At 67.8% G+C, this 25197-nt stretch carries 19 protein-coding genes; 9 read left to right on the top strand and 10 right to left on the bottom strand.

All coding sequences use genetic code 11. The features are described from left to right. Positions 1-54: 54 nt before the first annotated feature. A complete protein-coding gene (gene metG / locus BCO18175_RS30150) occupies positions 55-2211 on the bottom strand; it encodes a methionine--tRNA ligase (RefSeq protein WP_174986331.1) in 2157 nt (718 codons plus the stop codon). Positions 2212-2587: 376 nt separating this feature from the next. After that, positions 2588-3232 (bottom strand): OmpA family protein, encoded by a 645-nt coding sequence (locus BCO18175_RS30145; RefSeq protein ID WP_174986329.1) that lies wholly within the window; start codon positions 3230-3232, stop codon positions 2588-2590. 351 nt (positions 3233-3583) lie between these two features. Here BCO18175_RS30145 and apbC point away from each other — a divergent pair, with 351 nt between their 5' ends. From apbC to BCO18175_RS30120, 5 genes are all read left to right on the top strand, one after another. Then, entirely contained in the window at positions 3584-4675 is a 1092-nt protein-coding gene (apbC, locus tag BCO18175_RS30140; protein ID WP_174986327.1) for an iron-sulfur cluster carrier protein ApbC, read from the top strand. Positions 4676-4808: 133 nt separating this feature from the next. Next, complete coding sequence (gene sodC, locus BCO18175_RS30135; RefSeq protein WP_174916422.1) at positions 4809-5345, top strand: superoxide dismutase [Cu-Zn]; 537 nt, start codon at positions 4809-4811, stop codon at positions 5343-5345. A 112-nt stretch (positions 5346-5457) separates the two neighbouring features. Then, a complete protein-coding gene (dcd, locus tag BCO18175_RS30130) occupies positions 5458-6027 on the top strand; it encodes a dCTP deaminase (RefSeq protein ID WP_006398615.1) in 570 nt (189 codons plus the stop codon). Positions 6028-6108: 81 nt separating this feature from the next. Further along, the gene (locus BCO18175_RS30125) at positions 6109-8388 is read left to right on the top strand and encodes an arginine/lysine/ornithine decarboxylase (protein WP_174986325.1); all 2280 of its coding nucleotides are present in this window, start codon (positions 6109-6111) and stop codon (positions 8386-8388) included. 26 nt (positions 8389-8414) lie between these two features. Beyond that, on the top strand, positions 8415-9215 hold the full coding sequence (locus BCO18175_RS30120; RefSeq protein ID WP_438820518.1) for a lysozyme inhibitor LprI family protein: 801 nt from the start codon (positions 8415-8417) through the stop codon (positions 9213-9215). 82 nt (positions 9216-9297) lie between these two features. Here BCO18175_RS30120 and BCO18175_RS30115 read toward each other — a convergent pair whose 3' ends face one another. From BCO18175_RS30115 to BCO18175_RS30105, 3 genes are all read right to left on the bottom strand, one after another. Then, positions 9298-9981, bottom strand: coding sequence for an HAD family hydrolase (locus BCO18175_RS30115; protein WP_174986321.1), 684 nt, complete (start codon positions 9979-9981; stop codon positions 9298-9300). 94 nt (positions 9982-10075) lie between these two features. After that, positions 10076-11485 carry an argininosuccinate lyase gene (argH, locus tag BCO18175_RS30110; RefSeq protein ID WP_174986320.1) on the bottom strand — a complete coding sequence of 470 codons (1410 nt, stop codon included), beginning with the start codon at positions 11483-11485 and terminating at the stop codon, positions 10076-10078. Between the two features lie 126 nt (positions 11486-11611). Further along, the gene (locus tag BCO18175_RS30105) at positions 11612-12421 is read right to left on the bottom strand and encodes a helix-turn-helix transcriptional regulator (protein ID WP_174986318.1); all 810 of its coding nucleotides are present in this window, start codon (positions 12419-12421) and stop codon (positions 11612-11614) included. 215 nt (positions 12422-12636) lie between these two features. Between BCO18175_RS30105 and BCO18175_RS30100 the strand changes: the two genes are divergently transcribed. Further along, the gene (locus BCO18175_RS30100; protein ID WP_174986316.1) at positions 12637-13389 is read left to right on the top strand and encodes a class I SAM-dependent methyltransferase; all 753 of its coding nucleotides are present in this window, start codon (positions 12637-12639) and stop codon (positions 13387-13389) included. A 127-nt stretch (positions 13390-13516) separates the two neighbouring features. Here BCO18175_RS30100 and ppc read toward each other — a convergent pair whose 3' ends face one another. Continuing rightward, complete coding sequence (gene ppc / locus BCO18175_RS30095) at positions 13517-16543, bottom strand: phosphoenolpyruvate carboxylase (protein ID WP_174986314.1); 3027 nt, start codon at positions 16541-16543, stop codon at positions 13517-13519. Between the two features lie 207 nt (positions 16544-16750). Here ppc and hemC point away from each other — a divergent pair, with 207 nt between their 5' ends. From hemC to BCO18175_RS30080, 3 genes are read left to right on the top strand one after another with little or no spacing between them, the layout of a single operon-like run. Beyond that, a complete protein-coding gene (gene hemC, locus BCO18175_RS30090) occupies positions 16751-17755 on the top strand; it encodes a hydroxymethylbilane synthase (RefSeq protein ID WP_174986312.1) in 1005 nt (334 codons plus the stop codon). After that, entirely contained in the window at positions 17755-19725 is a 1971-nt protein-coding gene (gene hemDX, locus BCO18175_RS30085; protein ID WP_174986310.1) for a fused uroporphyrinogen-III synthase HemD/membrane protein HemX, read from the top strand. The genes hemC and hemDX overlap by 1 nt, the downstream gene beginning before the upstream one ends. Positions 19726-19727: 2 nt before the next feature. Further along, a complete protein-coding gene (locus tag BCO18175_RS30080; RefSeq protein WP_011352869.1) occupies positions 19728-20915 on the top strand; it encodes a heme biosynthesis protein HemY in 1188 nt (395 codons plus the stop codon). A gap of 114 nt (positions 20916-21029) precedes the next feature. Here BCO18175_RS30080 and BCO18175_RS30075 read toward each other — a convergent pair whose 3' ends face one another. The 4 genes from BCO18175_RS30075 to BCO18175_RS30060 form a co-directional block, all read right to left on the bottom strand. Beyond that, complete coding sequence (locus BCO18175_RS30075; RefSeq protein WP_174986308.1) at positions 21030-22256, bottom strand: alpha/beta fold hydrolase; 1227 nt, start codon at positions 22254-22256, stop codon at positions 21030-21032. Next, positions 22253-22666, bottom strand: a complete 414-nt coding sequence (locus tag BCO18175_RS30070; RefSeq protein WP_174986306.1) for a helix-turn-helix domain-containing protein — start codon at positions 22664-22666, stop codon at positions 22253-22255. Before BCO18175_RS30070 ends, BCO18175_RS30075 begins: the two co-directional genes overlap by 4 nt. A 289-nt stretch (positions 22667-22955) precedes the next feature. Next, positions 22956-24260: an MFS transporter gene (locus BCO18175_RS30065; RefSeq protein ID WP_174967729.1), complete on the bottom strand. Its 1305-nt coding sequence runs from the start codon at positions 24258-24260 to the stop codon at positions 22956-22958. A 127-nt stretch (positions 24261-24387) separates the two neighbouring features. Continuing rightward, on the bottom strand, positions 24388-25146 hold the full coding sequence (locus BCO18175_RS30060) for an SDR family oxidoreductase (RefSeq protein ID WP_174986304.1): 759 nt from the start codon (positions 25144-25146) through the stop codon (positions 24388-24390). Between the last annotated feature and the right edge of the window lie 51 nt (positions 25147-25197).

Raw genomic sequence — 25197 nt, 5'->3', positions numbered from 1 at the left:
AAGCCCCGCACGATTCGTGCGGGGCTTTTTTGTGCAAGCGGCGCAGCGCGTGGCTTACTTCACGCGCATGCCGGGCTTCGCGCCGCTGTGCGGCTCGAGGATGTAGAGGCCCGGCTCGGCCTTCTCGTCGGTTGCCGATGCGGCGAGCACCATCCCTTCGGACAGGCCGAACTTCATCTTGCGCGGCGCGAGGTTTGCGACCATCACGGTCAGCTTGCCGACGAGCTGCTCGGGCTGGTACGCGGACTTGATGCCCGAGAACACGTTGCGGGTCTTTTCCTCGCCGACGTCGAGCGTGAGCTGCAGCAGCTTGTCCGAGCCCTCGACGGCCTGGCACGCGACGATCTTAGCGATGCGCAGGTCGATCTTCGCGAAATCGTCGATCGAGATCGGTGCGTCGTCCGCGCCGTTCACGACCGCCTGCTTCGCGTTCGCCTTGGCATTGTTCTTCGCATCCTTCGCGGCATTGGCGCTCGCGGCGGCCGCGCCGGTGGCTTCGGCTTGCAGCGAATCGCGGTTCGCGGCGAGCAGCGCTTCGATCTGCTTCGGGTCGACGCGCGTCATCAGGTGCTGGTACGCCTTGATCGGCTGTTCCGACGACAGCGGCTTCGCGGCATCGGCCCAGGCGAGCGGTGCGATCCCGAAGAACGACTCGACGGCTTCGGCCACGCGCGGCATCACCGGCTTCAGCGCGAGCGACAGCAGGCGGAACGACTCGAGGCTCACGCTGCAGGTTTCGTGCAGCGCGACTGCGTTGGCCGGATCCTTCGCGAGATCCCACGGCTTCGCGCCGTCGACGTACGCGTTCACTTCGTCCGCGAGCTCCATCGTGTGGCGCAGCGCACGGCTGTATTCGCGCGCTTCGTAGTTCGCGGCGATCTGCGGAATCGCGTCACGCAGCTTCGCGACGAGCGGATGGTTCATCGCGCTGTCCTGCACGCGGCCGTCGAAGCGCTTGATCAGGAAGCCTGCCGCGCGGCTCGCGATGTTCACGTACTTGCCGACGAGGTCGCTGTTCACGCGCGCCTGGAAGTCGTCGAGGTTCAGGTCGATGTCTTCCATCGTCGCGTTCAGCTTCGCGGCGAAGTAGTAGCGCAGCCATTCGGGGTTCAGGCCCGTGTCGATGTAGCTCTGCGCGGTGATGAACGTGCCGCGCGACTTCGACATCTTCGCGCCGTCGACCGTCAGGAAGCCGTGCGCGAACACGTTGGTCGGTGTGCGGTGGCCCGAGAATTCGAGCATCGCCGGCCAGAACAGCGTGTGGAAGTACAGGATGTCCTTGCCGATGAAGTGATACTGCTCGGTGGTCGAGCCCGGGCGGACCCACGCGTCGAAGTCGACGCCGTTGCGGTCGCACAGGTTCTTGAAGCTCGCGTAGTAGCCGACCGGCGCGTCGAGCCACACGTAGAAGTACTTGCCGGGCGCGCCCGGGATCTCGAAGCCGAAGTACGGCGCGTCACGCGAGATGTCCCAGTCGGCGAGCTTGGCTTCGCCGGCGTCGCCGAGCCACTCGCGCATCTTGTTGGTCGCTTCGGGCTGTGCGAGGCCGCTCACCCATTCGCGCAGGAACGTTTCGCAGCGCGGATCGGACAGGCGGAAGAAGTAGTGCTTCGACGTCTTGCGCACCGGCGTTGCGCCCGACACGACCGAATACGGGTTCAGCAGTTCGGTCGGCAGGTAGGTCGAGCCGCACACTTCGCAGTTGTCGCCGTACTGGTCCTTCGCGTGGCACTTCGGGCACTCGCCCTTGATGAAGCGGTCCGGCAGGAACATTTCCTTGACGGGATCGTACGCCTGCTCGATCTCGCGCTCGGCGATGAAGCCGGCTTCCTGCAGCGCGACGTAGATCTTCTCGCTCAGCACGCGGTTCTCGTCCGAATCGGTCGAGTAGAAGTTGTCGAACGACACGCCGAAGCTGTCGAAGTCGCGCTTGTGTTCGGTCCACACGCGATCGATCAGCTGCTTCGGAGTGAGGCCTTCCTTCTCCGCGCGCAGCATGATCGGCGTGCCGTGCGTGTCGTCGGCGCCGATGTAGTAGACCTCATGGCCATGCATTCGCAGCGTCCGCACCCAGATGTCGGTCTGGATGTACTCGACCAGGTGGCCGATGTGGATCTGCCCGTTGGCATAGGGCAGTGCGGACGTAACGAGGATCTGGCGGCCGCCTTGCGGCGCCGCAGCCTGCACGGAAGTGAGGTCGGATGCGGACATAGGGTCTGTAGAGGAACGGCGGAAAAACGACGGGAAACTGCGATTCTAGCAGGGGCGCGCACCAGCGACGCGGGCAGGCGCCCATGACCGGGCGCCGAAACGGGCGGGGCCGCGCAAGCGGCGTGCCCGACGGTGATGTGCTGCGGTGCAGCATGAATTCTGCGGGCAAAAAAAACCGGGGCGGATACGGCCCCGGAGCAACAACGACAAGAGGAGAATGGTGACGCGCCGGCAACACCAGCCGCGTACCGTAAATACTGACCACGGCCCGCGACAGAAGTTCGAAAATATTTTCGATTTGTTACCGGCTCCGCCGGAAGCCTTGTCCGGCGGGGCCGCGCGGGCGGCGTGCCCGCGCCTTCCCCTCGTCGTGCGCTTACTGCGCCTGCGCTGCGCGCAGGTAGATTTCGACGCGGCGGTTCTGTGCGCGGCCGGCTTCGGTCGCGTTGTCCGCGATCGGGTTCGACGCGCCCATGCCTTGCGCCGACAGGCGGCCGGCGTTGACGCCGCGCTGCGCGAGTGCGTTCACGACGCTCTGCGCGCGGTTCTGCGACAGCGTCTGGTTCAGCTGCGCCGAGCCCGTGCTGTCCGTGTAGCCGACGATCGATGCCGTCACTTGCGGGTTCTGGCTCAGCGTCGAGGCCAGGTCGTTCAGCAGCGGCGTGAAGGCCGGCGTGATCGCGTACTGGTTCGTCGCGAAGGTCACCGCGCTCGGCACGTTCAGCTTCAGCGAGCCGTCCGGCTGCTCGGTCACTTGCGTACCCGTTTTCGCTGCCGACGGTGCGAGCTTGTTCTTGATCGCCTGCCAGTTGTAACCCGTCACGCCGCCGACCAGTGCGCCGACGCCTGCACCGATCGCCGCGCCCTTGCCGCCGCCCGCCAGCGCGCCGATGCCTGCGCCCAGCGCCGCACCCGTGCCGGTACCGACGGCCGTGTTGTTGCCTTGCTGCGTGGCGCAGCCTGCCAGCAGTGCGCCGGCCAATGCGAAGACGGACAAGCGGGTCGCGATTTTCATGTTCATCTTGGATTCCTCTCTTGGTTGAACGAGTCGACAACGACGACAACAACAGTTACGGCTCCCTGCGCGGGCCGCCCGGAAAAGGAGGGCAGGCCGGTGCGCGCGGCAGCCGCCGAGGTGGCCGCATGCCCTGTCCGTCAGCGTGGCTGTTGGGACAGGGCGACGCGTCAGCCTCTACAATATAGGCGGTTAGTGGCCGATTTGGCCCCATAGCATGCCGCAGGCGAAGAGTGCGCCGGGTCGCGCGTTCGCGCAATGGCGTGCAACAGATTCTTTCACTTTTCCCGATTTTCGCAGCGTAATTTGATATTTTTTGACGTTTGCGCGCGAGAAAAACGTTTTCACGGAGTTTCGATGAGCATTGACCGGGCACAAGTCGACGCCGCTTTGGCGGCCGTCGTCGACCCCAATACCGGCCGTCCGTATGCGGCGAACAAGGGCGTGCGCAACGTCGCGATCGACGGCGACGTCGTGGTGCTCGACGTGGTGCTCGGTTATCCCGCGCGCAGCCAGCACGACGACGTGCGCGCACGCGTCACCGCAGCGCTCCAGGCCGTGGCCGGCGTGCGCGACGCGCGCGTCGCCGTGTCGCAGGAGATCGTCGCGCACACGGTGCAGCGTGGCGTGAAACTGCTGCCGAACGTGAAGAACATCGTGGCGGTCGCGTCGGGCAAGGGCGGCGTCGGCAAGAGCACGACGGCCGTCAACCTCGCGCTCGCGCTTGCCGCGGAAGGCGCGTCGGTCGGCATCCTCGACGCCGACATCTACGGCCCGTCGCTGCCGACGATGCTCGGCATCCACGGCCAGCGTCCCGAGTCGCCCGACAACCAGTCGATGAACCCGCTCGTCGGCCACGGGCTGCAGGCGAACTCGATCGGCTTCCTGATCGAGGAAGACAACCCGATGGTGTGGCGCGGCCCGATGGCGACCTCCGCGCTCGAGCAGTTGCTGCGCCAGACCAACTGGCGCGAGCTCGACTACCTGATCGTCGACATGCCGCCGGGCACGGGCGACATCCAGCTCACGCTCGCGCAGCGCGTGCCCGTCACGGGCGCGGTGATCGTCACGACGCCGCAGGACATCGCGCTGCTCGACGCGAAGAAGGGCCTGAAGATGTTCGAGAAGGTCGGGATTCCGATCCTCGGCATCGTCGAGAACATGAGCATCCACATCTGTTCGAACTGCGGCCACGAGGAGCACATCTTCGGCGCCGGCGGGGCCGAGCGGATGGCGAAGGACTACGGCGTGAACGTGCTCGGCAGCCTGCCGCTCGACATCGCGATCCGCGAGCGCGCCGACAGCGGCACGCCGACGGTTGCCGCCGATTCCGACGGCGCGCTGGCACGTCGCTACCGCGACATCGCGCGCGGGGTTGCGCTGGCGATTGCCGAGCGATCGCGCGACATGACGTCGAAGTTCCCGTCGATCGTTGTTCAAAATACGTAAAACCCTTGCGGGGCGGGGCCTCAGGCTGTTTACGGCGCCGCGAGGCGCGGTATCATGGCGACTTTTCCCGGGTCCCTTTACCCGCCCGGCGCGGCCGTCGTGTCAAACGGCCGCCAGCCGGCATGAGGATCGAATGAAACAACGACATCACGGCGTGCGCGCCGGCCGCGTGCAGTGCGCGCTGCTGGCCGCCGCCGCGCTGGGCCTGCTGGCCGGCTGCACTTCCTTTTCCTCGTCGCACGAAAAACGGGCCGACGCACAACTGCAGCCGACGGTCGGCTCGCAGGCGCGCGGTGCGGTGACGTTCGTCGAGCGTCCGGACGGCGTACAGGTTACCTACAACCTGGCTGGCCTGCCGCCGAACAGCGATCACGCGTTACAGGTACACGAACGCGGCGACTGCAACGCGGGCGACGGCTCGAGCGCCGGCCAGGTGTTCGCGCCGGCCGCCGACCGGCTGCGCGCGGGCGCTCGCGTCGCCGGCGATCTCGGCAACATCCACGCGGATGCGAACGGCGTCGCGGCCGGCTTCATCGTCGCGCCCGATCTGGCCCTCGATGGCGTGCGCTCGGCGATGAACCGGGCGGCGCTGGTGCACCGCGACGCGAGCGATCCCGCGTTTCCGCAGCATGGCGCGGGGCCCGCGCTCGCCTGCGGCGTGATCCGTTGACGGCCGCCGCGTGCGCGGGCCGATGATCGCGTAAAATGTGCGCCTTTCCCGGCCGCTGCCTCGCGCGAGCGGCCCTCACCGACTGTCACGCAGCGTTTCCAGGCGCCCAGATATGAGCATCAAGTCCGACAAATGGATTCGGCGCATGGCCGAAGAGCACAAGATGATCGAGCCGTTCGTGCCCGATCAGGTTCGCGCGTCCGAGGACGGCCGCCGGATCGTCAGCTACGGCACGTCGAGCTACGGCTACGACATCCGCTGCGCGGACGAATTCAAGATCTTCACGAACATCAACTCGACGATCGTCGATCCGAAGAACTTCGACGAGGGTTCGTTTGTCGATTTCAAGGGCGACGTGTGCATCATCCCGCCGAACTCGTTCGCGCTGGCCCGCACCGTCGAATATTTCCGCATCCCGCGCACCGTGCTTACCGTCTGCCTCGGCAAGTCGACCTATGCGCGCTGCGGGATCATCGTCAACGTGACGCCGTTCGAACCCGAGTGGGAAGGCTACGTCACGCTGGAATTCTCGAACACCACGCCGCTGCCCGCGAAGATCTACGCGAACGAAGGCGTCGCGCAGGTGCTCTTCTTCGAGAGCGACGAAGTGTGCGACGTGTCGTACGCGGATCGCGGCGGCAAATATCAGGGGCAGCGTGGTGTCACGCTGCCGAAAACCTGATCTGGTTGCATAACGTCTCACCAGTTTCCGGGTGACCGCTGCGCGTGACGCGCCGCGGTCGTTCTTTTTGGAGAATCGCCCATGAAGTTTCGTTTCCCCGTCGTCATCATCGACGAAGATTTCCGCTCCGAGAACATCTCGGGCTCCGGCATCCGGGCGTTGGCCGAAGCGATCGAGAAGGAGGGCGTCGAAGTCCTCGGCCTCACGAGCTACGGTGATCTGACGTCGTTCGCGCAGCAGTCGAGCCGCGCGTCGTGCTTCATCCTGTCGATCGACGACGACGAACTCATGCTCGGCGAAACCGGCTCGGACGGCGAGCTGCCCGAGCTCGCGACCGCGATCATCGAGCTGCGCGCGTTCGTCACCGAAGTGCGCCGCCGCAACGCGGACATCCCGATCTTCCTGTACGGCGAGACGCGTACGTCGCGGCACCTGCCGAACGACATCCTGCGCGAGCTGCACGGCTTCATCCACATGTTCGAGGACACGCCGGAGTTCGTCGCGCGCCACATCATCCGCGAGGCGAAGGTCTATCTCGACTCGCTCGCGCCGCCGTTCTTCAAGGAACTGGTGAAGTACGCGGACGAAGGCTCGTATTCGTGGCACTGCCCGGGCCACTCGGGCGGCGTCGCGTTCCTGAAGAACCCGCTCGGCCAGATGTTCCACCAGTTCTTCGGCGAGAACATGCTGCGCGCGGACGTCTGCAACGCGGTGGACGAACTCGGCCAGCTGCTCGACCACACGGGCCCGGTCGCGGCGTCCGAGCGCAACGCGGCGCGCATTTTCAGCGCGGACCACCTGTTCTTCGTGACCAACGGCACGTCGACGTCGAACAAGATCGTCTGGCACGCGACGGTTGCACCGGGCGACATCGTGCTGGTCGACCGCAACTGCCACAAGTCGATCCTGCACGCGATCACGATGACGGGCGCGATCCCCGTGTTCCTCACGCCGACGCGTAACCACTTCGGCATCATCGGGCCGATCTCGCGCGACGAATTCAAGCCGGAGAACATCCGCAAGAAGATCGAGGCGAACCCGTTCGCGCGCGAAGCGATGCGCGAGAACCCGGACATGAAGCCGCGGATCCTGACGATCACGCAGAGCACGTACGACGGCGTCGTCTACAACGTCGAGATGATCAAGGACCTGCTCGGCGACCTGCTCGACACGCTGCACTTCGACGAAGCGTGGCTGCCGCACGCGACGTTCCACGACTTCTACCGCGACATGCACGCGATTGGCGACGGCCGTCCGCGCACCGGCGCGCTCGTGTTCGCGACGCACTCGACGCACAAGCTGCTCGCGGGCATCTCGCAGGCATCGCAGATCGTCGTGCAGGATTCGGAGAACCGCACGTTCGACAAGCACCGCTTCAACGAGGCGTACCTGATGCACACGTCGACGAGCCCGCAGTACGCGATCATCGCGTCGTGCGACGTCGCGGCCGCGATGATGGAGCCGCCGGGCGGCACCGCGCTCGTCGAGGAATCGATCGCCGAGGCGATCGATTTCCGCCGCGCGATGCGCAAGGTCGACGCCGAATACGGCGACGACTGGTTCTTCAGCGTATGGGGCCCGGACAACCTGTCCGAAGAAGGCATCGGTTCGCGCGAGGACTGGATACTGAAGCCGAACGACCACTGGCACGGCTTCGGCCCGCTGGCGGAAGGCTTCAACATGCTCGACCCGATCAAGGCGACGATCATCACGCCGGGGCTCGACGTCGACGGCGAGTTCGGCGAAACCGGCATTCCGGCCGCGATCGTCACGAAGTACCTGGCCGAGCACGGGATCATCGTCGAGAAGACCGGCCTGTACTCGTTCTTCATCATGTTCACGATCGGCATCACGAAGGGCCGCTGGAACTCGATGGTGACCGAGCTGCAGCAGTTCAAGGACGACTACGACAACAACCAGCCGCTGTGGCGCGTGCTGCCGGAATTCGTCGCGCAGCATCCGCGCTACGAGCGCGTCGGCCTGCGCGACCTGTGCACGCAGATCCACGACGTGTACCGCGCGAACGACATTGCCCGCCTGACGACGGAGATGTACCTGTCGGACATGGAACCGGCGATGAAGCCGTCGGACGCGTTCGCGAAGCTCGCGCACCGCAAGATCGACCGCGTGCCGCTCGACGAGCTCGAAGGCCGCGTGACGAGCATCCTGCTCACGCCGTACCCGCCGGGCATTCCGCTGCTGATCCCGGGCGAGCGCTTCAACAAGACGATCATGAACTACCTGCGGTTCGCGCGCGACTTCAACGAGCGCTTCCCGGGCTTCCACACCGACATCCACGGCCTCGTCGCGGAAGAGGTGAACGGCCGCGTCGAGTACTTCGTCGACTGCGTGCGCGACTGATGGCGACGCACGGACGAATCCAGGCGATGCGTGCGGCGCTGGCCGCGCTCGTCGTCTGGGCGGCAGGGTCGGCCGGGCTGGCGGGCGTGGGCGTCGCACATGCGGAAGTCGCGGCGGCCGACCCGATCGACGTCGCGATGCGGCAATGCCTCGCGCGGCGCGACCGGTCCTCGCCGGCCGGCCAGATCCAGTGCATGGGCGAAGCGCAGCAGCAGTGGCAGGCCGTGATGGACGGCGCGTACCAGCGCCTGTTGAAGGATGCACCGGCCGATGCGAAGCGCGGCTGGCAGGACAGCCAGCGCCATTGGCTCACGTGGCGCAAGGACGAAGTGCATCTGCTGAAGGCCGTATATGACACGACGCGCGGCACGTCGTACGCGATGTCGAGTGCCGACCTGCAGCTGCAGCCCGTGCGCGATCGCGCGCTGGCGCTGCGCGGCGCGGCCGATCGCTATGCGCCGCCGCCCGCCGCCGTGCCGGTCGCGGCCACGAGCGGCGCGCAGGGCAGCGCGAGTGATGCGCCGAGCGCGGCCAAACCGAACGGCAAGCCGGCGAACACGCCGCGCGATCCGGCCGTGCGCCGCGTGCGGCCGTGCGAACAGGACGCCGCGTGCGAGCACGCGCTGTTCGACCTGAACCGCTATTACCAGAAGCTGCGCCGCAAGATGCCCGCGCATTCGGCCGCGACGCTCGTACGCGCACAGCGCGCGTGGGTCGGGTTCCGCGATGCGACGGCACCGCTCGTGGGTGAAGATGGCCGCGTCGACCTGATTGGCGCGCGCATCGCGACGATGAAGCGGCTGTCGGAGACGGCCGGCAACAAGTAAGCGCAATCGCGATGCCGGTTGTTCGGCGATACGGCAAAACGGGCACCCAAGGGTGCCCGTTTTGCATTTGGCGGCAGGTGATTTATGCGGGCCGCTGCGTGCCGTGCCCGCCGAACCACGACGGCACGAGCGCGACCGCATCGTCGAGCGACGAGAGCACGTGCAGGCTCAGCGCGACGATTTCGGGCGTCGGCGCCTTCAGGTCGGGCACGGTGACGACCGATGCACCCGCGCCGGCGGCCGACTGCGCGCCGAAGTCGCTGTCCTCGAACGCGACGCATGCGTGTGCCGGCACGCCGAGGCGTTCGGCCGCGAGCCGGTAGACGGCCGGGTCGGGCTTGCCGCGCGCGACTTCGTCGCCGCCTGCGATCGCGCGGAAGAACGGCAGCACGCCGACCGCGTCGAGCCGCGCGCGGATCACGTCGCACGCGGACGACGACGCGACCGCGCACGGAATGCCGGCCTGCGCGAGCGCATCGAGCAGTGCGAACGCGCCGGGTTTCAGCGGAAACTTCGGATGCGGTTCGGGTGCCGCGAGTTGCTCGCGCACGCGAATACGCACCGCGTCGAACGTGTCGGGGTTGCCGATCAGCCGCGCCAGGATGACCTGGCCCTCGGCGAACGAGCGGCCGACGATCTGCAGGTAGTCGGTGGTGGTCAGCGTGACGCCGTGCGCATTCGACACGTCGATCCACGTATTCATGATGGTCCGCTCGGAATCGACGAGCAGGCCGTCCATGTCGAAGAGCGCGGCGGAAAAGGTCATCGGCGGCATTCGGGAAGCAGGGAAGGCGATGGGCGGCGCAACGGCCGCCCGAATGAAAAACGGACGCCGAAGGCGTCCGTCCGGAACAGCGGGCTTACTGGCCGAGCGCGGCGCGCGCAGCCTTGACCGCCGCACGCACCTGGTCGGGCGCGGTGCCGCCCGGGTGGTTGCGGCTGGCGACCGAACCCTCGAGCGTCAGGTAGCCGAACACGTCTTCGCCGATCAGGTGCGCGACGTTCGGCAGATCCTGCTTCATTTCGTCGAGCGTCAGGTCGGCCAGGTCGATGCCGCGGTCGTCGCAGATCTTCACTGCGTGCGCGACGGCTTCGTGCGCATCGCGGAACGGCAGGCCGCGCTTCACGAGGTAGTCGGCGAGGTCGGTGGCGGTCGAGAAGCCCTGCAGCGCGGCCGCACGCATCGCGTCCGGCTTCACGGTGATGCCGGCAACCATCTCGGCGAAGATCCGCAGCGTGTCGGCGACGGTGTCGACCGTGTCGAACAGCGGTTCCTTGTCTTCCTGGTTGTCCTTGTTGTACGCGAGCGGCTGGCCCTTCATCAGCGTCAGCAGTGCCATCAGGTGGCCGTTCACGCGGCCCGTCTTGCCGCGCGCGAGCTCGGGCACGTCCGGGTTCTTCTTCTGCGGCATGATCGAGCTGCCGGTGCAGAAGCGGTCGGCGATGTCGATGAAGCCGACGCGCGGGCTCATCCACAGCACGAGTTCTTCGGAGAAGCGCGACACGTGCGTCATCACGAGTGCGGAAGCGGCCGTGAATTCGATCGCGAAGTCGCGATCCGACACCGCGTCGAGCGAGTTCGTGCAGATATCGTCGAAGCCGAGGGTCTTCGCCACGGCATGACGGTCGATCGGGTAGCTCGTGCCGGCGAGCGCGGCCGCGCCGAGCGGCAGGCGGTTCACACGGGTGCGGCAGTCGCGCATGCGTTCGGCGTCGCGCGAGAACATCTCGACGTACGCGAGCAGGTGGTGGCCGAACGTGACGGGCTGCGCGACCTGCAGGTGCGTGAAGCCCGGCATGATCGTGTCGGCGTTTTGTTCCGCGAGGTCGAGCAGCGCGCCGCGCAGGTCGTTCAGCAGGCCGCCGACGCGGTCGATCTCGCCGCGCAGCCACAGGCGGATGTCGGTCGCGACCTGGTCGTTACGCGAGCGGCCCGTGTGCAGGCGCTTGCCGGCATCGCCGATCAGCGCGGTCAGGCGCGCCTCGATGTTCAGGTGGACGTCTTCCAGGTCGAGCTGCCATTCGAATTCGCCGCGCTCGATTTCGCCCTTGATCTGCGCCATCCCGCGTTCGATCGCGGCCAGGTCGTCGGCGCTGATGATCTTCTGCGCGGCGAGCATGTTCGCGTGTGCGAGCGAGCCGGCGATGTCGACGAGCGCGAGGCGCTTGTCGAAAAATACCGACGACGTGTAGCGCTTGACCAGCTCGGACATCGGTTCCGAGAAGCGGGCCGACCAGGCCTCGCCCTTTTTGTGCAGTTGGGACGTCATGGCGATTCTTCGAAGGGAGATTGAGCGGCGTGCGCCGCCGAGGAATCCCGCAATTCTAACATTCGCGGGCCTGCCCGCCGCGGCGCGCGGCCGTTCGCGGCGGCCCGCCGGCCGTGGCCGGCCCGTTCAGTCGCGCACGAGCACGACCAGCTTCAGGTCCTCGCGGTGCGCGGGCTTCAGCGTGATCTGCTGGTACACGAGGCGGCCGTCGGCCGGATGGTCGAATTCGCGCAGGCCGCCTTCGCGTTCGAATACGTCCTGCGATGCCCAGTACTGCGCGAAGGCGTCGCTGCCGGCGGTCAGCGCGTCGATCAGCGCCCGCGTGGGGGCGTCGGTCAGGTGACGGATCGAATCGGCGCGGAATTCGGCCGCGAGCCGCCGCGCGCGGGTTTCCCAGTCGACGATCAGCGTGCGCGCGACCGGCGACATGAACGTGAAGCGCAGCAGGTTGCGGTCGTGCTCGCCGTCGAGCCAGCCGGAAAAGAGTGCGGCGGCCGGTGCGTTCCACGCGAGGGCGTTCCATTGCCGGTCGAGCACGTACGCGGGCGTCGCGATTGCCGCGACGGTCGCGGCGAGCGTCGGCGGCAGGTCGCCGCCCGCGACGTCGGGCTCGGCCGGGTCGCGCTGCGCGGCCAGCTCGAACAGGTACGCGCGCTCGGCCTTCGACAACTGCAGCGCGACGGCGATCCGCGCGAGCGCGTCGGCCGATGCGGACACGGGGCGCCCCTGTTCGATCCACGTGTACCAGGTCGGGCTGACGCCGCACAGCTGCGCGACTTCCTCGCGCCGCAGCCCCGGCGTGCGGCGGCGCGGGCCGGGCGGCAGGCCGACGGCCTGCGGCGACAGCCGCTCGCGGTGGGCGCGGATGAATTCGCCGAGCGCGTGGGCGGGCGTGGCGTCGAGCGGCGGAACGGGGGCGGAGGACGGGTGGCTCATGCGGAAACGGCGAAATGGAAGCGGGGATGCGGCAACGATCAGACAGGTGTATCGAATACCAGAATAACTGCTTAACTTGTACTGGTACAAACGCAGGCCTATTGTAGCGGCTCGCGCGCTGACAGGGCAGCGAGCGTCCCACAAAACGCGTTGCATGGGGCCGGAGCAGGCGCCGAGGTGCTTGTCGCACCGGCAACGGTACAAAGGAGCGAACGATGAAACACCACGACCAGGTCGCCGACGCATTCGGCACGACGGCCGCCGCCTATCTGACGAGCACGGTTCACGCGACGGGCGCCGATCTGCAGACGCTCGCGGACGCGGTGCGCGCGACGCCCGAGGCCGCGGTGCTCGATCTCGGCTGTGGTGCCGGCCATGCGAGCTTCGCCGTCGCGCCGCACGTGCGCGACGTGGTCGCCTACGATCTCGCCGCGCAGATGCTCGCGACCGTCGACGCGGCCGCAAGCGAACGCGGGCTCGCGAACATCCGTACGCAGCAGGGGCCGGCCGAGCGACTGCCGTTCGAGACGGCGACGTTCGACTGGGTCGTGAGCCGGATGAGCGCGCACCACTGGCACGACATGCGCGCGGCGCTCGCCGAGGTGCGCCGCGTGCTGAAACCGGGTGGCCGCGTGCTGATGATCGACATCGCCGGCAACGACCATCCGCTTCTCGATACGTACCTGCAGGCCGCGGAAGTGCTGCGCGACGCGTCGCACGTGCGCGACTACCGGGCGGACGAGTGGCTCGCGATGTTCCGCGAAGCCGGCTTCGACGCGCATGTGCACAGCCGCTGGCGGCTGCCGATCGATTTCGATACGTGGGTCGCGCGCATCCGCACGCCGGCCGACAGTGTCACCGGCATTCGCGCGCTGTGGGCGCATGCGCCGGACGAGGTGCGCGGCTACTACGCGGTGCAGCCCGACGGTTCGTTCGAACACGATGCGTTGCTGATCGACGCGAACTGAGCGAGAGGTGTGCCGCTGCGGTTTTGCCCGCGCATGAAAAAAGCCGCGATACGCACCGTGGGCACGGTGGCGTATCGCGGCTTCTGCGATGCCGGCCGGCGCGGAGTCACACCGCGCCGCAGGTGGATCAGCCGGTGTTGCGCAGGCCGGCCGCGATCCCGTTGATCGTCAGGTGAATCCCGCGGCGCAGCCGCGCGTTCGTATCGCCCGCACGGTGGCGCTTGATCAGCTCGACCTGCAGGTGGTTCAGCGGATCGAGATACGGGAAGCGATTCTTGATCGAGCGCGCGAGCAGCGGGTTAGTTGCGAGGCGGCCTTCGTGCCCGGTGATTTCCGCCAGCGCCTGTGACGTGCGCTCCCATTCCGCGACGATCCGTTCGAACACGTGCTTGCGCAGCTTGCGGTCGGAAACGAGCTGCGCGTAGCGCGACGCGACCGCGAGGTCAGTCTTCGCGAGCACCATGTCCATGTTCGACAGCAGGTTCGAGAAGAACGGCCAGGTCTTGTTCATCTTCTTCAGCAGCGCGACGCGCTTCGTGCGCTCGGCGTCGTCCTGCGCGCCGTCGAGATACGCGCTCACCGCGCTGCCGAAGCCGTACCAGCCCGTCAGCAACAGCCGGCACTGGCCCCACGAGAAGCCCCACGGAATCGCGCGCAGGTCCTCGATCTTGCGCTGCTTCGGATCCTGCAGCTTGCGCGAAGCCGGGCGGCTGCCGATGTTCAGCTCGGCGATCTCGGTGATCGGCGTCGACGAGAAGAAGTAATCGGTGAACCCCGGGGTTTCATAGACGAGCGCGCGGTACGCGGCCATCGCCGAATCCGACAGCGTCTGCATCGCGGCCTCGAACGCCGGCAACTGCGCGGGCGCGTTGTTCTGCGGCAGGAGCGTTGCTTCGAGCGTCGCGGCGACGACCGTCTCGAGGTTGCGGCGTCCGATCTCCGGGTTCGCGAACTTGCTTGCGATCACCTCGCCCTGTTCGGTCAGGCGGATCTGGCCGTTCACGGTGCCCGGCGGCTGCGACAGGATCGCCTGGTAGGTCGGGCCGCCGCCGCGGCCGACCGTGCCGCCGCGGCCGTGGAACAGCCGCAGCGTGATCTTGCGGTCGCGGAACAGGTCGACGAGCGCGAGTTCCGCGCGATACAGCTCCCAGTTCGACGTGAGGAAGCCGCCGTCCTTGTTGCTGTCCGAATAGCCGAGCATCACTTCCTGCTCGGCGCCCTGGTGCGCGATCAGCGCGTCGATGCCCGGCAGAGCGAAGTATTCGCGCATGATGCGCGCGGCGTCGCGCAGGTCGGGAATCGTCTCGAACAGCGGGATCACCATCAGGCTGTTCCGCGCGTCGCCGCCCGGTACGCCGAGCGCACCTTCGAGCAGGCCCGTCTCTTTCTGAAGCAGCAGCACCTCGACGAGGTCGCTGACGGTTTCCGTATGCGAAATGATGTAGTTGCGCACTGCGCGTGCGCCGAATTGCGCGCGGACTTCGCGTGCCTTCTCGAACACGCCGAGCTCGCTTTGCGCGAGCGCCGAATATTCGAAGTACGGCAAGCGCAGCGGACGCGGATCGGCAAGGGCGGTGAGCAGCACGCGCAGCTTGTCTTCCTCGGCGAGCGCCGCGTAGTCGGCCTCGACGCCGGCGCGCGCGAACAGCTCGGCGACCACGGCTTCGTGGATGTCGGAGCTCTGGCGCAGGTCGATGCTCGCGAGATGGAAGCCGAACACTTCGGCCGCGCGCACGAGCGGTGCGAGGCGAGGCGCGGCGAGCGACGTGCCGTGGTGTTCGTCGAGCGATGCGGTCAGCACCTTCAGGTCGGCGACGAACGCTTCGGAATCCGCATACGGGATCGCGCGCACGGGCGGCGCACCGCGGCCCGCGCTGCGTACCGGCACCGTGCCTTCGCCGAGACGCACGCGCGCGCTCGCGGCGAGGCGCGTATAGATACCGATCAGCGCACGGCGATACGGTTCGTCGACGCGGTGCGGCGACTGGTCGGGGGAAGCTGCCGCGAGCGCCTTCACGGCGTCGTTCGCGCCGACGAGCAGGTTCGACACCGACAGTTCGGCGCCGAGCTTGTGCACCTGTTCCAGATAGTGCTCGAGGATCACCGCGGCCTGGCGGTTGATCGCCTCCTCGAGTGTCGGCGCGGTCACGTTCGGGTTGCCGTCGCGGTCGCCGCCGATCCAGCTGCCCATCTGGAAGAACGCCGGCACGCGCGCGGACAGGCCGTGCTCGGCGAGCGCGGCCTCGATGTCGCCGTACAGCGCGGGCAGTTCGTCCAGGAACGTCGCGCGGTAGTACGACAGCGCGTTCTCGATCTCGTCGCCGACCGTCAGGCGCGAGTCGCGCAGCATGCGGGTCTGCCACAGTGCGGTCACGCGCGCGCGCAGCATCGATTCGTTGTACTGGCGCTCGCGGCTCGTCAGTTCCTGGTCGCGCTCGGCGAGCAGGCGCGCGATGTCGTGCTGCGCGTCGAGAATGCTCTTGCGCTGCACTTCGGTCGGGTGCGCGGTCAGCACCGGCACGATCAGCGCGTCGTCGAAGAAGCGCTGCAGCAAGCGCTTCGACGCGTTGCCGGTCGTTTTCAATTGCTCGAGCGCGTACGCGACCGTGCCGGGCTGCGACGCGGAGCCGGCCAGCGCGTGGATGCGGCGGCGGCGGTTGTGGTGGCGGTCTTCCGCGATGTTCGCGAGATGCGAGAAATAGCTGAACGCGCGCACGACGCTCACCGTCTGCTCCGGCGTCAGCTTGCGCAGCTTCTTCTCGAGCGTCTGCGCGGCTTCGCTGTCGTCCTCGCGGCGGAACTTGACCGCGGTCTGGCGGATCGTCTCGACGACGTCGAACACGGTGTCGCCTTCCTGCTCGCGCACGACGTCGCCGAGCAGGCGGCCGAGGAAGCGGATGTCGTCGAACAGCGGGCCGTCCTTGTCCTCGCGCGTGCGCGTGCCGGACTTCGTCGCACCGGCCGTGCGGGCCGCGGTGCGGGCAGCCGGGCCGGCGGCTTTCGTCGCGCGTTTTGTCTGACGTATCGGGTCTTTCGGTTTCGTTGCCGTTTTCGCACGGCCGTTCGCGGCGGTGGCGACGGTGTCCGTCGAGGCGTCGGAGGAGGACAGGGCAGCATTGCGGCGCGCCGTACGCGCCGATCCGGAAGACTTCACGATGGGTTTCCTTGGGAAAGCTCGAGTCAAAAGGAACTGCGGAAACTGCGAAACTGCGGTCAAGCAACCAGCTACGTGCGGCACATCCGCACATCGGCGCCGCGACCCGCTCGGCGGCAGGCCGGGCGCAGGCTCCGGGCCCGGGCGGGCAGGGGCGTGCGTGCTACCATTGTTCGATCTTCAATCCCGTCCTTCGATGTTCCAGCAATGAATTCCGAGACTCCTGCGGCCGGGCCGCAACAGGCACAGCTGCCCGCGACATTGACGATTGCTTCGCGCGAGAGCCGCCTGGCGATGTGGCAAGCCGAACATGTGCGTGATGCGCTGCGCAAATTATATCCAGCTTGTGACGTGAAAATCCTCGGGATGACGACGCGCGGCGACCAGATTCTCGATCGCACGCTGTCGAAGGTCGGCGGCAAGGGCCTGTTCGTGAAGGAACTGGAGGCCGCGCTGGCCGACGGCCGCGCCGATCTCGCCGTGCATTCGCTGAAGGACGTGCCGATGGCGCTGCCCGACGGCTTCTCGCTCGCCGCGATCATGGAGCGCGAAGATCCGCGCGATGCATTCGTGTCGAACGACTACGCGTCGCTCGACGCGCTGCCGGCCGGCGCCGTGGTCGGCACGTCGAGCCTGCGCCGCGAGGCGATGCTGCGCTCGCGCTACCCGCACCTGGAAGTGCTGCCGCTGCGTGGCAACCTCGACACGCGCCTGTCGAAGCTCGATCGCGGCGACTACGCGGCGATCATTCTCGCGGCCGCCGGCCTGAAGCGCCTCGGCCTCGAAGCGCGGATCCGTTCGCTGCTCGACGTCGAAGCGAGCCCGCCCGCCGCGGGCCAGGGCGCGCTCGGCATCGAGATCGCATCGCACCGCAGCGACGTCGCCGCGTGGCTCGCGCCGCTGCACGACTCGCAGACCGCGCTCGCGGTCGAGGCCGAGCGGATGGTGTCGCGTGCGCTCGGCGGCAGTTGCGAGGTGCCGCTCGCCGCGCACGCGGTGTGGCGCGCGGGCGAACTGTACCTGACGGGCCGCGTGTCGACGACCGACGGCAAGCGCGTGCTGACGGCCGAGGAGTGCGGGGCCGTCGTGACCGTCGCGGATGCGCTCGCGCTCGGCCGCGCCGTGTCCGACGAGCTCGAGGCGCAGGGCGCGCTCGACATCGTCCAGGCACTGCTCGCGGGCTCGCAGGCCGCCGGCAAGGGCGACGCCTGATGGCGGGCGGCGCGCGCGCGTTCACCGCTGTCCTGACGCGCCCGGACGGCCAGTCCGGCGCGCTTGCGTCGCAACTGGCCGAGGCCGGCTGCGACGTGCTCGAATTCCCGTTGATCGACATCGCGCCGGTCGACGATCCGGCGCCGCTCGACGCGGCGTTCGCGGCGCTCGCCGACTACGCGCTGGTGATTTTCGTGTCGCCGAACGCGATCGACCGCGCGCTCGCGCAGTACGGCGCGATCTGGCCGAACGCGCTGCCGGTCGGCGTGGTCGGGCCCGGCAGCGTCGCGGCGCTCGAGCGTCACGGCATCGCGGCGCCCGCGTATCGCGTGATCGCGCCGCAGGCGCCGACCGACGGTGGCGTACCCCATTACGATTCGGAAAGCCTGTTCGCGTGCATCGAGGCCGCATTTGGCGGCGCGCAGGCGCTGGCGGCCAAGCGTGTGCTGATCGTGCGCGGCGACGGCGGGCGCGAATGGCTCGCCGAACGATTGCGCGAGGCCGGCGCGGATGTCACGCTCGTCGCCGCGTACCGGCGCGTCGTGCCCGAGCCGCGCGTCGGCGCGTGGGAGCGCGTGCATGCGCTGCTCGACGGCGAGCCGCATGCGTGGCTTGTCACGAGCTCGGAAGGCGTGCGCAACCTGCACGAGCTCGCGCGGGCGCACCTGAACGATGCCGAGATCGACGCGCTGAAGCACGCGCCGCTCGTGACGCCGCATCCGCGGATCGAGCAGACCGCGCGTTCATTGGGTTTTGATAGGATTACGCTGACCGGCGCGGGCGATGAGCGCATCGTCCGCGCGTTTCGAACGATGGCCGACGAGGCCGTCCAACCGGCGACAGCCGCACCGGTGACTAAACGCATGACAGATACCAACGATTCCAAAAGCGTCGCTTCCCAGCCGGCCGCTGCATCCGCACCGCCGTCCCGTCCCGCCTATATGGCGTCCGAACCGCCCGCGCGCCGCGGCGGCAGTGCGGTGCTGTGGTTCGTCGTCGTCGTGCTCGGCTGCGCGGCGGGCGTCGGCGGCTACGCGCTGAACCGCAAGATCGACCGGCTCGACGGCTCGTTCGTCGCGCGCCAGAAGGCGCTCGATGCGCAGACGGCCGAAACGCGCATGAAGACCGAGCAGGCGCTCGCGAGCACGCACCAGGTCGACACGCAGCTCGCGCAGCTCGACGGCAAGCTCGCCGACGCGCAGAGTGCACAGCAGGCGCTGCAGCAGCAATACCAGGATTTGTCGCGCAACCGCGATGCGTGGATGCTCGAGGAAGTCGACCAGATGCTGTCGAGCGCGAGCCAGCAGCTTCAACTGACCGGCAACACGCAGCTCGCGCTGATCGCGCTGCAGAACGCCGATGCGCGCCTCGCGACCTCGCAGAGCGCGCAGGCCGTCACGGTGCGCAAGGCGCTCGCGCTGGACATCGAGAAGCTGAAGGCCGCACCGGCGGCCGACCTCACGGGCCTGGCGATCAAGCTCGACGACGCGATCGCGAAGATCGACGCGCTGCCGCTGTCCGGCGAGGCGATCGTCCCGCACGAAGCGCCGAAGGCCGCGCCGGCCGACACCGCATCGTCGGCCGTGGCCGGCGAGCCGCGCTGGAAGGTGTGGTGGCACGACTTCTCGGCCGGTCTCGGCCAGCAGTTGAAGGGGCTCGTGCAGGTGCGCCGCATCGACAACGCGGACGCGATGCTCGCGTCGCCCGACCAGGGTTACTTCGTACGCGAGAACGTGAAGCTGCGCCTGCTGACCGCGCGCCTGTCGCTGCTCGCGCGCAACGACGGCGCGATGAAGGCCGACCTGCACGCCGCGCAGGCGTCGCTCGGGAAGTATTTCGACCAGGCATCGAAGGACACGCAGACCGTCGAGGATCTGCTCAAGCAGGTTGACGCCGCATCGCTGACGGTCGCGGTGCCGAACCTGAACACCAGCCTGAACGCCGTTCAGCAGTTCAAGAGCCGGGGGTAACGATGACGCTTCGAGGAATCGTCTGGCTCGCGGTCCTGTTCGCGATCGCCGCCGCGCTCGCCACCGTCGGCCGTTTCGACGCGGGGCAGGTGCTGCTCGTCTATCCGCCGTACCGGATCGACGTGTCGCTGAACCTGTTCGTGATCGCCATCGTCGTGCTGTTCATCGTCGTGTATGCGCTGCTGCGCATCGTGCGCAACATCTGGCGCATGCCGCAGCGGGTCGCCGCGTATCGGGCGCGTTCGCGCAACGAGAAGGCGCAGGCGTCGCTGCGCGACGCGATCGCGAACCTGTACGCGGGTCGCTTCTCGCGTGCGGAGAAGGCGGCGCGTGAAGCGCTGTCGGTCGATGCGAACCAGGGCGCGGCGAGTCTCGTCGCGGCGACCGCCGCGCACCGGATGCACGAGTACACGCGTCGCGACGACTGGCTGTCGAAGGTCGACGCGCCCGAATGGCAGGACGCACGGCTGCTCGCCGCTGCCGACATGCGCGCCGATGCGCGCGATGCCGACGGCGCACTGGCCGCGCTGGCCGACCTGCAGGCGGGCGGCAAGCGAATCCATGCGCAGCAGGTCGCGCTGCGCGCGCAGCAGCAGCTGAAGAACTGGGCCGAGGTGCTGAAGCTCGCGAAGGCGCTCGAGAAGCGCGAGGCGCTGCATCCGGCCGCGGCCGTGCGGCTGCGCCAGCAGGCTGCGGAAAACCTGCTGCGCGAACGCCGGCACGACCCGGACGCGCTGCTCGAAGTGTGGCAGTCGCTGTCGCCGGTCGAGCGCCAGTCGCCGCGTCTTGCCGATCTCGCGGCCGATCTGCTCGTGCCGCTCGAACGTCGCAACGAAGCGCGCCGCATCGTCGAGGACGCGCTCGCGCACAACTGGGATGCCCGCCTGCTGCGCCGTTATCCGGACACGGCCGGCGCCGATGCGCTGCCGCTGATCCAGAAGGCGGAAGGGTGGAAGAAGGATCACCCGGAGGATGCCGACCTGCTGTTCGCGCTCGGCCGCCTGTGCCAGCAGCAGCAACTGTGGGGCAAGGCACAGTCGTTCCTCGAATCGGCACTGAAACTCGCCGACAACGAGGCGCTGAAGGTGCGGGCGCATCGCGCGCTCGCGCGCCTGTTCGAGCATCTCGGCGAAACCGACAAGGCTGCGAAGCATTACCGCGAAAGCGCGCTCGCGATCACTGTGGTCTGAGGCGGGCGGCGTGGCTGCCTGCTGCAGGCGGCTCGCGCAACCCGCGCAAAAAAGCCCCGAATGCCGGAAGGCCTTCGGGGCTTTTTTTCGTCCAGGGTGGGCGTGGACGATACGTCATGCGCCGAGCTTGCGCAGCAGGTCGTCCTCGTTCGCGACGAACCACACCGATGTGCCGCGATTGGACTCGCGAACGAGCGCGCGAAGCGCTTCGCTGCGCGCGAGCCAGCGGTCGATATCACCGACCACGCCGAGTCGGACCCCATAGTTGACGAGTTTCTGCAGCACCGCGCCTGCGAGGCCACTGTCGAGCCGGTAGAAATCGTCGTGCAGCGCGTCGGCGGGGACCGCGATCCAGTCGGCTTCATGCTCGTGCGCGAGCGCGACGAGGTCGAGCGCATCGCTTTCGCGTTGTACCAGGCCGGCGGCAGGATCGCGGACCAGCACACGGTGAGCGGCTGCCTGGACGATTCGGTGGTGCATGCGGGTTGGCTCCCTCGACATGAGAAACGCGAGCACGGTGTCGCGCTGCCCGCGGATGAAGTGGTATTGATCCGGAAGAAACCGGACCTGCGCGTGCGGCACGAGACGCGTCAGGCGATCGCACGTATCGCGCGAATCGAGCATGACGTCGCGACCGCCGACGATCGCCAGCGTGGGCGTGGACAGCGTGCGCAGCGCGCCGTCGTCGAACACAGGGATCGTTTCGAGGCGCGGCCGGAAGCCGCGATCCACGGCGCGCATGAGCGTGAATGTGTCGCGCTCGGCCGGCGTCGATGCGGGCGGAAAGCGTCCGAGCACGCGCCGTCGCACGCACGCGCGCCCGACATCGCCGAGCAGCAGCAGCGGCAACGCCCACCACAGAAACGGCTTCTGCCTGCCGATGCCGGACGGACAGAGCAGCGCAAGCCGCGCGACGCGCGCCGGCCGGTGCAACGCGAAATCGAGCGCGGTTCGCGCACCCAGCGAGATGCCGACGAACGCGGCGCACGACACGCCCAGGCCGTCGAGCACGTCGTCGAGCCACTGCGTGTATGCGTCGCTCGCGAGCGGTGGTCGCGACGGGGCGCTGGGTCCCGCTTCGCCGATCACGTCGATTGCGTAGAGCCGCAAGTGCGCCGACCATTCGGCCGCGACGTGCTGCCAGCTTGCCGCCGTCGTCTGCGCGCCGTGGATCAGCACGACCGGCGGCGCATGTTCGGGGCCGCAGGCGATCACGTGCGTTGCACCATGGCGCGTCTGTACCGTGATGCGCCGATGTCCGGCCGGCCAGTGCGACAGCGCAGCCTCGTAAGCCGCGCGAATCGCGCGCGCGTGGCGGGGCGACCTGAAGATCGCGCTCATGTCCCGCTTTGCTGCAGCAGCGCCTCGAGCGACGACATCAGCGTGGCCGTGTCGGCCGGCGTCGCGGCGACGATGATCTTGACCAGGCTCGCGGCCGGATCGAACGTGACGTCGATTCGCACCGGGTCGACATACGACGTGCGGCCGGACGCCATCGCATGCAGCGACCGCGACAGGTACTGGTGCAGCGACTGCGACGCGTCCGGAATGTCGACGATGCTGGTGACGCGCACCGCACGCGGCACGAGCGCGGCCGGCTTCGTTTGCGCGAACGCGGCGAGGTCGGTGTCGAGGATGCGGTATGCCCGGCCGACCCGCGTTGCGGGCAGCTTGCCCTCGCGGATGAAGCGCAGGACGGTTTTCGGGTGGAGGCGCAGACGTGTGGCGGATTCTTCGACGGTATGGAACATGATCGGCCAGTGATGCTCAAAATGATCCTTATTGTTCCATGACAAGGGGATCAATAGGTAAAATTTTGGGTGCGGTGCGGTGCGGTGCGGTGCGGTGCGGTGCGGTGCGGTGCGGTGCGGTGCGGTGCGGTGCGGTGCGGTGCGGTGCGCCAGCGTTGGCGTGCTACCGAACCTGCATCATCCAGGCGGCGTGCGTGGAAGCAGAAACGCCCCGCCGACCGGAGCGGTTCCGGCCAGCGGGGCGTTTCAGGTACGGGTCATCAACCGGCGGGCGCCTGTGCGCCCTGCGTCATTTGTCGACCAGCCGCTTCGGCACCGACAGCGCCAGCAACCCGCCGAGCACCAGGAATCCGGCGAGCATGTACATGCCCGAATCGTTGGCGCCCGTTGCCTGCTTGAGCCAGCCCATCATGTACGGGCTCAGGAATCCGGCGAGGTTGCCGATCGAGTTGATCATCGCGATGCCGGCCGCGGCCGCCGTGCCGCCGAGGAACGCGGTCGGCAGGCTCCAGAACAGCGGCAGCGTCGTCAGGATGCCGATCGTCGCGAGCGTGAGGCCGAGCATCGCGAGCGCGGTCTGGTGCGCCCAGATCACCGACAGCACGAGCCCGAGCGCGCCGATCGCAGCCGGAATCGCGACGTGCCAGCGGCGTTCGCGGTGCCGGTCCGCGCTGCGTGCGATCAGGATCATCGCGACCACCGCCGCCGCATACGGAATCGCCGACAGCAGGCCGATCATGAACGTGTCGGTCACGCCGGTGGCCTTGATGATCGTCGGCAGCCAGAAACCGACGCCGTAGAGCCCCATCACGAACGAGAAGTAGATCAGCGCCATCAGCCACACGCGCGGGCTCGACATCACGGCGCCGAGCGGCAGGTCTTCCTTGGTCGCTTCCTCCGCTTCGACGTTGCGCGTGAGCAGCGCCTTTTCTTCGTCGGTCAGCCAGTTCGCCTTCGCGATCCGTTCGTCGAGCTTGAGGAACACGACCACGCCGACCAGCACCGACGGGATACCTTCGAGCAGGAACAGCCATTGCCAGCCGTGCCACCCGCTGATACCGTCGAACGCCTTGAGGATGAAGCCCGAGAGCGGCCCGCCGATCACGCCGGACAGCGCGACGGCCGTCATGAAGAACGTCGTCATCCGGCCGCGCCGGTGCGCGGGATACCAGTAGGTGAGGTAGAGGATCACGCCGGGGAAGAAGCCGGCCTCGGCGACGCCGAGCAGGAAGCGCATCACGTAGAACATCGTGGGCGTCGTGACGAACATCGTCAGGATCGAGATCACGCCCCACGTCGCCATGATGCGTGCGATCCACACGCGCGCGCCGACCTTGTGCAGGATGATGTTGCTCGGCACTTCGAACAGGAAATAGCCGAAGAAGAAGATCCCGGCGCCGAGCCCGTAGACGGTGTCGCTGAGGTTCAGGTCGCTCGCCATCTGCAGCTTCGCGAACCCGACGTTCACGCGGTCGAGATACGCGACCACGTAGCACAGCAGCAGAAGTGGTACGAGTCGCCACGACACCTTGCGGTAGGTTGCTTCCTCGAATGCGCCGGACGAGCCCGGCAGCGACTGCGTCGATGTTGCCATGTTGTCTCCTGTCCTTATAGTTGGCCGGAGCAGGCCTGCGGTACCTGATCCGGTTTCGTGCGAAGCAATGCGTGGATGTCATGCCGGCCGGTGAAACCCGGCGCGGCGCGCGAACAGCACGGCGCGGCTAGATGCAGCGCCCGCCGTCGACTTCGAGGCAGACGCCCGTGATGAACTCGGCCTCGTCGGAGGCGAGGTAAAGCGCCGCGTTCGCGATGTCCTGCGGCGTCGAGAAGCGGCCGAGCGGGATCGTCGCGAGGAACCGGCTACGGTTCTCGGGGGTATCCTCGCAGCCCATGAATTCCGTCATCAGTGCAGTCTCGCCGAGCACGGGGTTGATGCAGTTCACGCGGATGCGGTCGGCGCCAAGCTCGGCCGCGAGCGACTTGCTCGCGGTGATCATCGCGCCCTTCGTGCTGTTGTACCAGACGAGGCCCGGCCGCGGCCGCACGCCGGCCGTCGACGCGACGTTCACGAACACGCCTCCGCCCTGTTCGCGGAAGTACGGCACGAAGGTCTGCACGCACCAGTACAGGCTCTTCATGTTGACCGCGTACACGCGGTCGAATTCGGCTTCCGTCACGTCGAGCACCGGCTTGTTGCGGTGCGTGGTGCCCGCATTGTTCACGACGATCTGCACCGCGTGGAAATCGTCGAGTGTGGCCTGCAGCAGCGCGTGCCAGTCGTGCTGCTTCGACACGTCGCCGGCCACCGCGATGGCCTTGCCGCCCGCGAGCGCGATCTCGCTCGCGACGCGCTCGGCTGCCGTGCCGTTCAGGTCGTTGACGACGACGTTCGCGCCTTCGCGCGCATATGTCTTCGCGATGCCTTCGCCGAACCCCGAGCCGCCGCCCGTGACGATTGCCGTCTTGCCGCTCAACCGCATGGTGTGTCTCCTGTGCTGGATATGAGTGCCGTCGTGTTTCGACACGCTGCC

It is taken from the genome of Burkholderia lata, from assembly GCF_902499335.1.
Taxonomy (GTDB): domain Bacteria; phylum Pseudomonadota; class Gammaproteobacteria; order Burkholderiales; family Burkholderiaceae; genus Burkholderia; species Burkholderia lata_B.
The sequence above is the reverse complement of the archived record's forward strand: the minus strand, read 5'-3'. Positions and strand labels throughout refer to the sequence as shown.

What these genes read in the sequence shown, in the direction of transcription:
- hemDX (WP_174986310.1), top strand. Translation starts at nt 17,755, where the DNA reads ATGGCGGGCGGCGCGCGCGCGTTCACCGCTGTCCTGACGCGCCCGGAC.
- BCO18175_RS30060 (WP_174986304.1), bottom strand. Translation starts at nt 25,146, where the DNA reads ATGCGGTTGAGCGGCAAGACGGCAATCGTCACGGGCGGCGGCTCGGGG.
- apbC (WP_174986327.1), top strand. Translation starts at nt 3,584, where the DNA reads ATGAGCATTGACCGGGCACAAGTCGACGCCGCTTTGGCGGCCGTCGTC.
- BCO18175_RS30080 (WP_011352869.1), top strand. Translation starts at nt 19,728, where the DNA reads ATGACGCTTCGAGGAATCGTCTGGCTCGCGGTCCTGTTCGCGATCGCC.
- metG (WP_174986331.1), bottom strand. Translation starts at nt 2,211, where the DNA reads ATGTCCGCATCCGACCTCACTTCCGTGCAGGCTGCGGCGCCGCAAGGC.
- BCO18175_RS30100 (WP_174986316.1), top strand. Translation starts at nt 12,637, where the DNA reads ATGAAACACCACGACCAGGTCGCCGACGCATTCGGCACGACGGCCGCC.
- sodC (WP_174916422.1), top strand. Translation starts at nt 4,809, where the DNA reads ATGAAACAACGACATCACGGCGTGCGCGCCGGCCGCGTGCAGTGCGCG.
- argH (WP_174986320.1), bottom strand. Translation starts at nt 11,485, where the DNA reads ATGACGTCCCAACTGCACAAAAAGGGCGAGGCCTGGTCGGCCCGCTTC.
- BCO18175_RS30075 (WP_174986308.1), bottom strand. Translation starts at nt 22,256, where the DNA reads ATGAGCGCGATCTTCAGGTCGCCCCGCCACGCGCGCGCGATTCGCGCG.
- BCO18175_RS30105 (WP_174986318.1), bottom strand. Translation starts at nt 12,421, where the DNA reads ATGAGCCACCCGTCCTCCGCCCCCGTTCCGCCGCTCGACGCCACGCCC.
- BCO18175_RS30120 (WP_438820518.1), top strand. Translation starts at nt 8,415, where the DNA reads ATGCGTGCGGCGCTGGCCGCGCTCGTCGTCTGGGCGGCAGGGTCGGCC.
- BCO18175_RS30070 (WP_174986306.1), bottom strand. Translation starts at nt 22,666, where the DNA reads ATGTTCCATACCGTCGAAGAATCCGCCACACGTCTGCGCCTCCACCCG.
- BCO18175_RS30125 (WP_174986325.1), top strand. Translation starts at nt 6,109, where the DNA reads ATGAAGTTTCGTTTCCCCGTCGTCATCATCGACGAAGATTTCCGCTCC.
- BCO18175_RS30115 (WP_174986321.1), bottom strand. Translation starts at nt 9,981, where the DNA reads ATGACCTTTTCCGCCGCGCTCTTCGACATGGACGGCCTGCTCGTCGAT.
- hemC (WP_174986312.1), top strand. Translation starts at nt 16,751, where the DNA reads ATGAATTCCGAGACTCCTGCGGCCGGGCCGCAACAGGCACAGCTGCCC.
- BCO18175_RS30065 (WP_174967729.1), bottom strand. Translation starts at nt 24,260, where the DNA reads ATGGCAACATCGACGCAGTCGCTGCCGGGCTCGTCCGGCGCATTCGAG.
- dcd (WP_006398615.1), top strand. Translation starts at nt 5,458, where the DNA reads ATGAGCATCAAGTCCGACAAATGGATTCGGCGCATGGCCGAAGAGCAC.
- BCO18175_RS30145 (WP_174986329.1), bottom strand. Translation starts at nt 3,232, where the DNA reads ATGAACATGAAAATCGCGACCCGCTTGTCCGTCTTCGCATTGGCCGGC.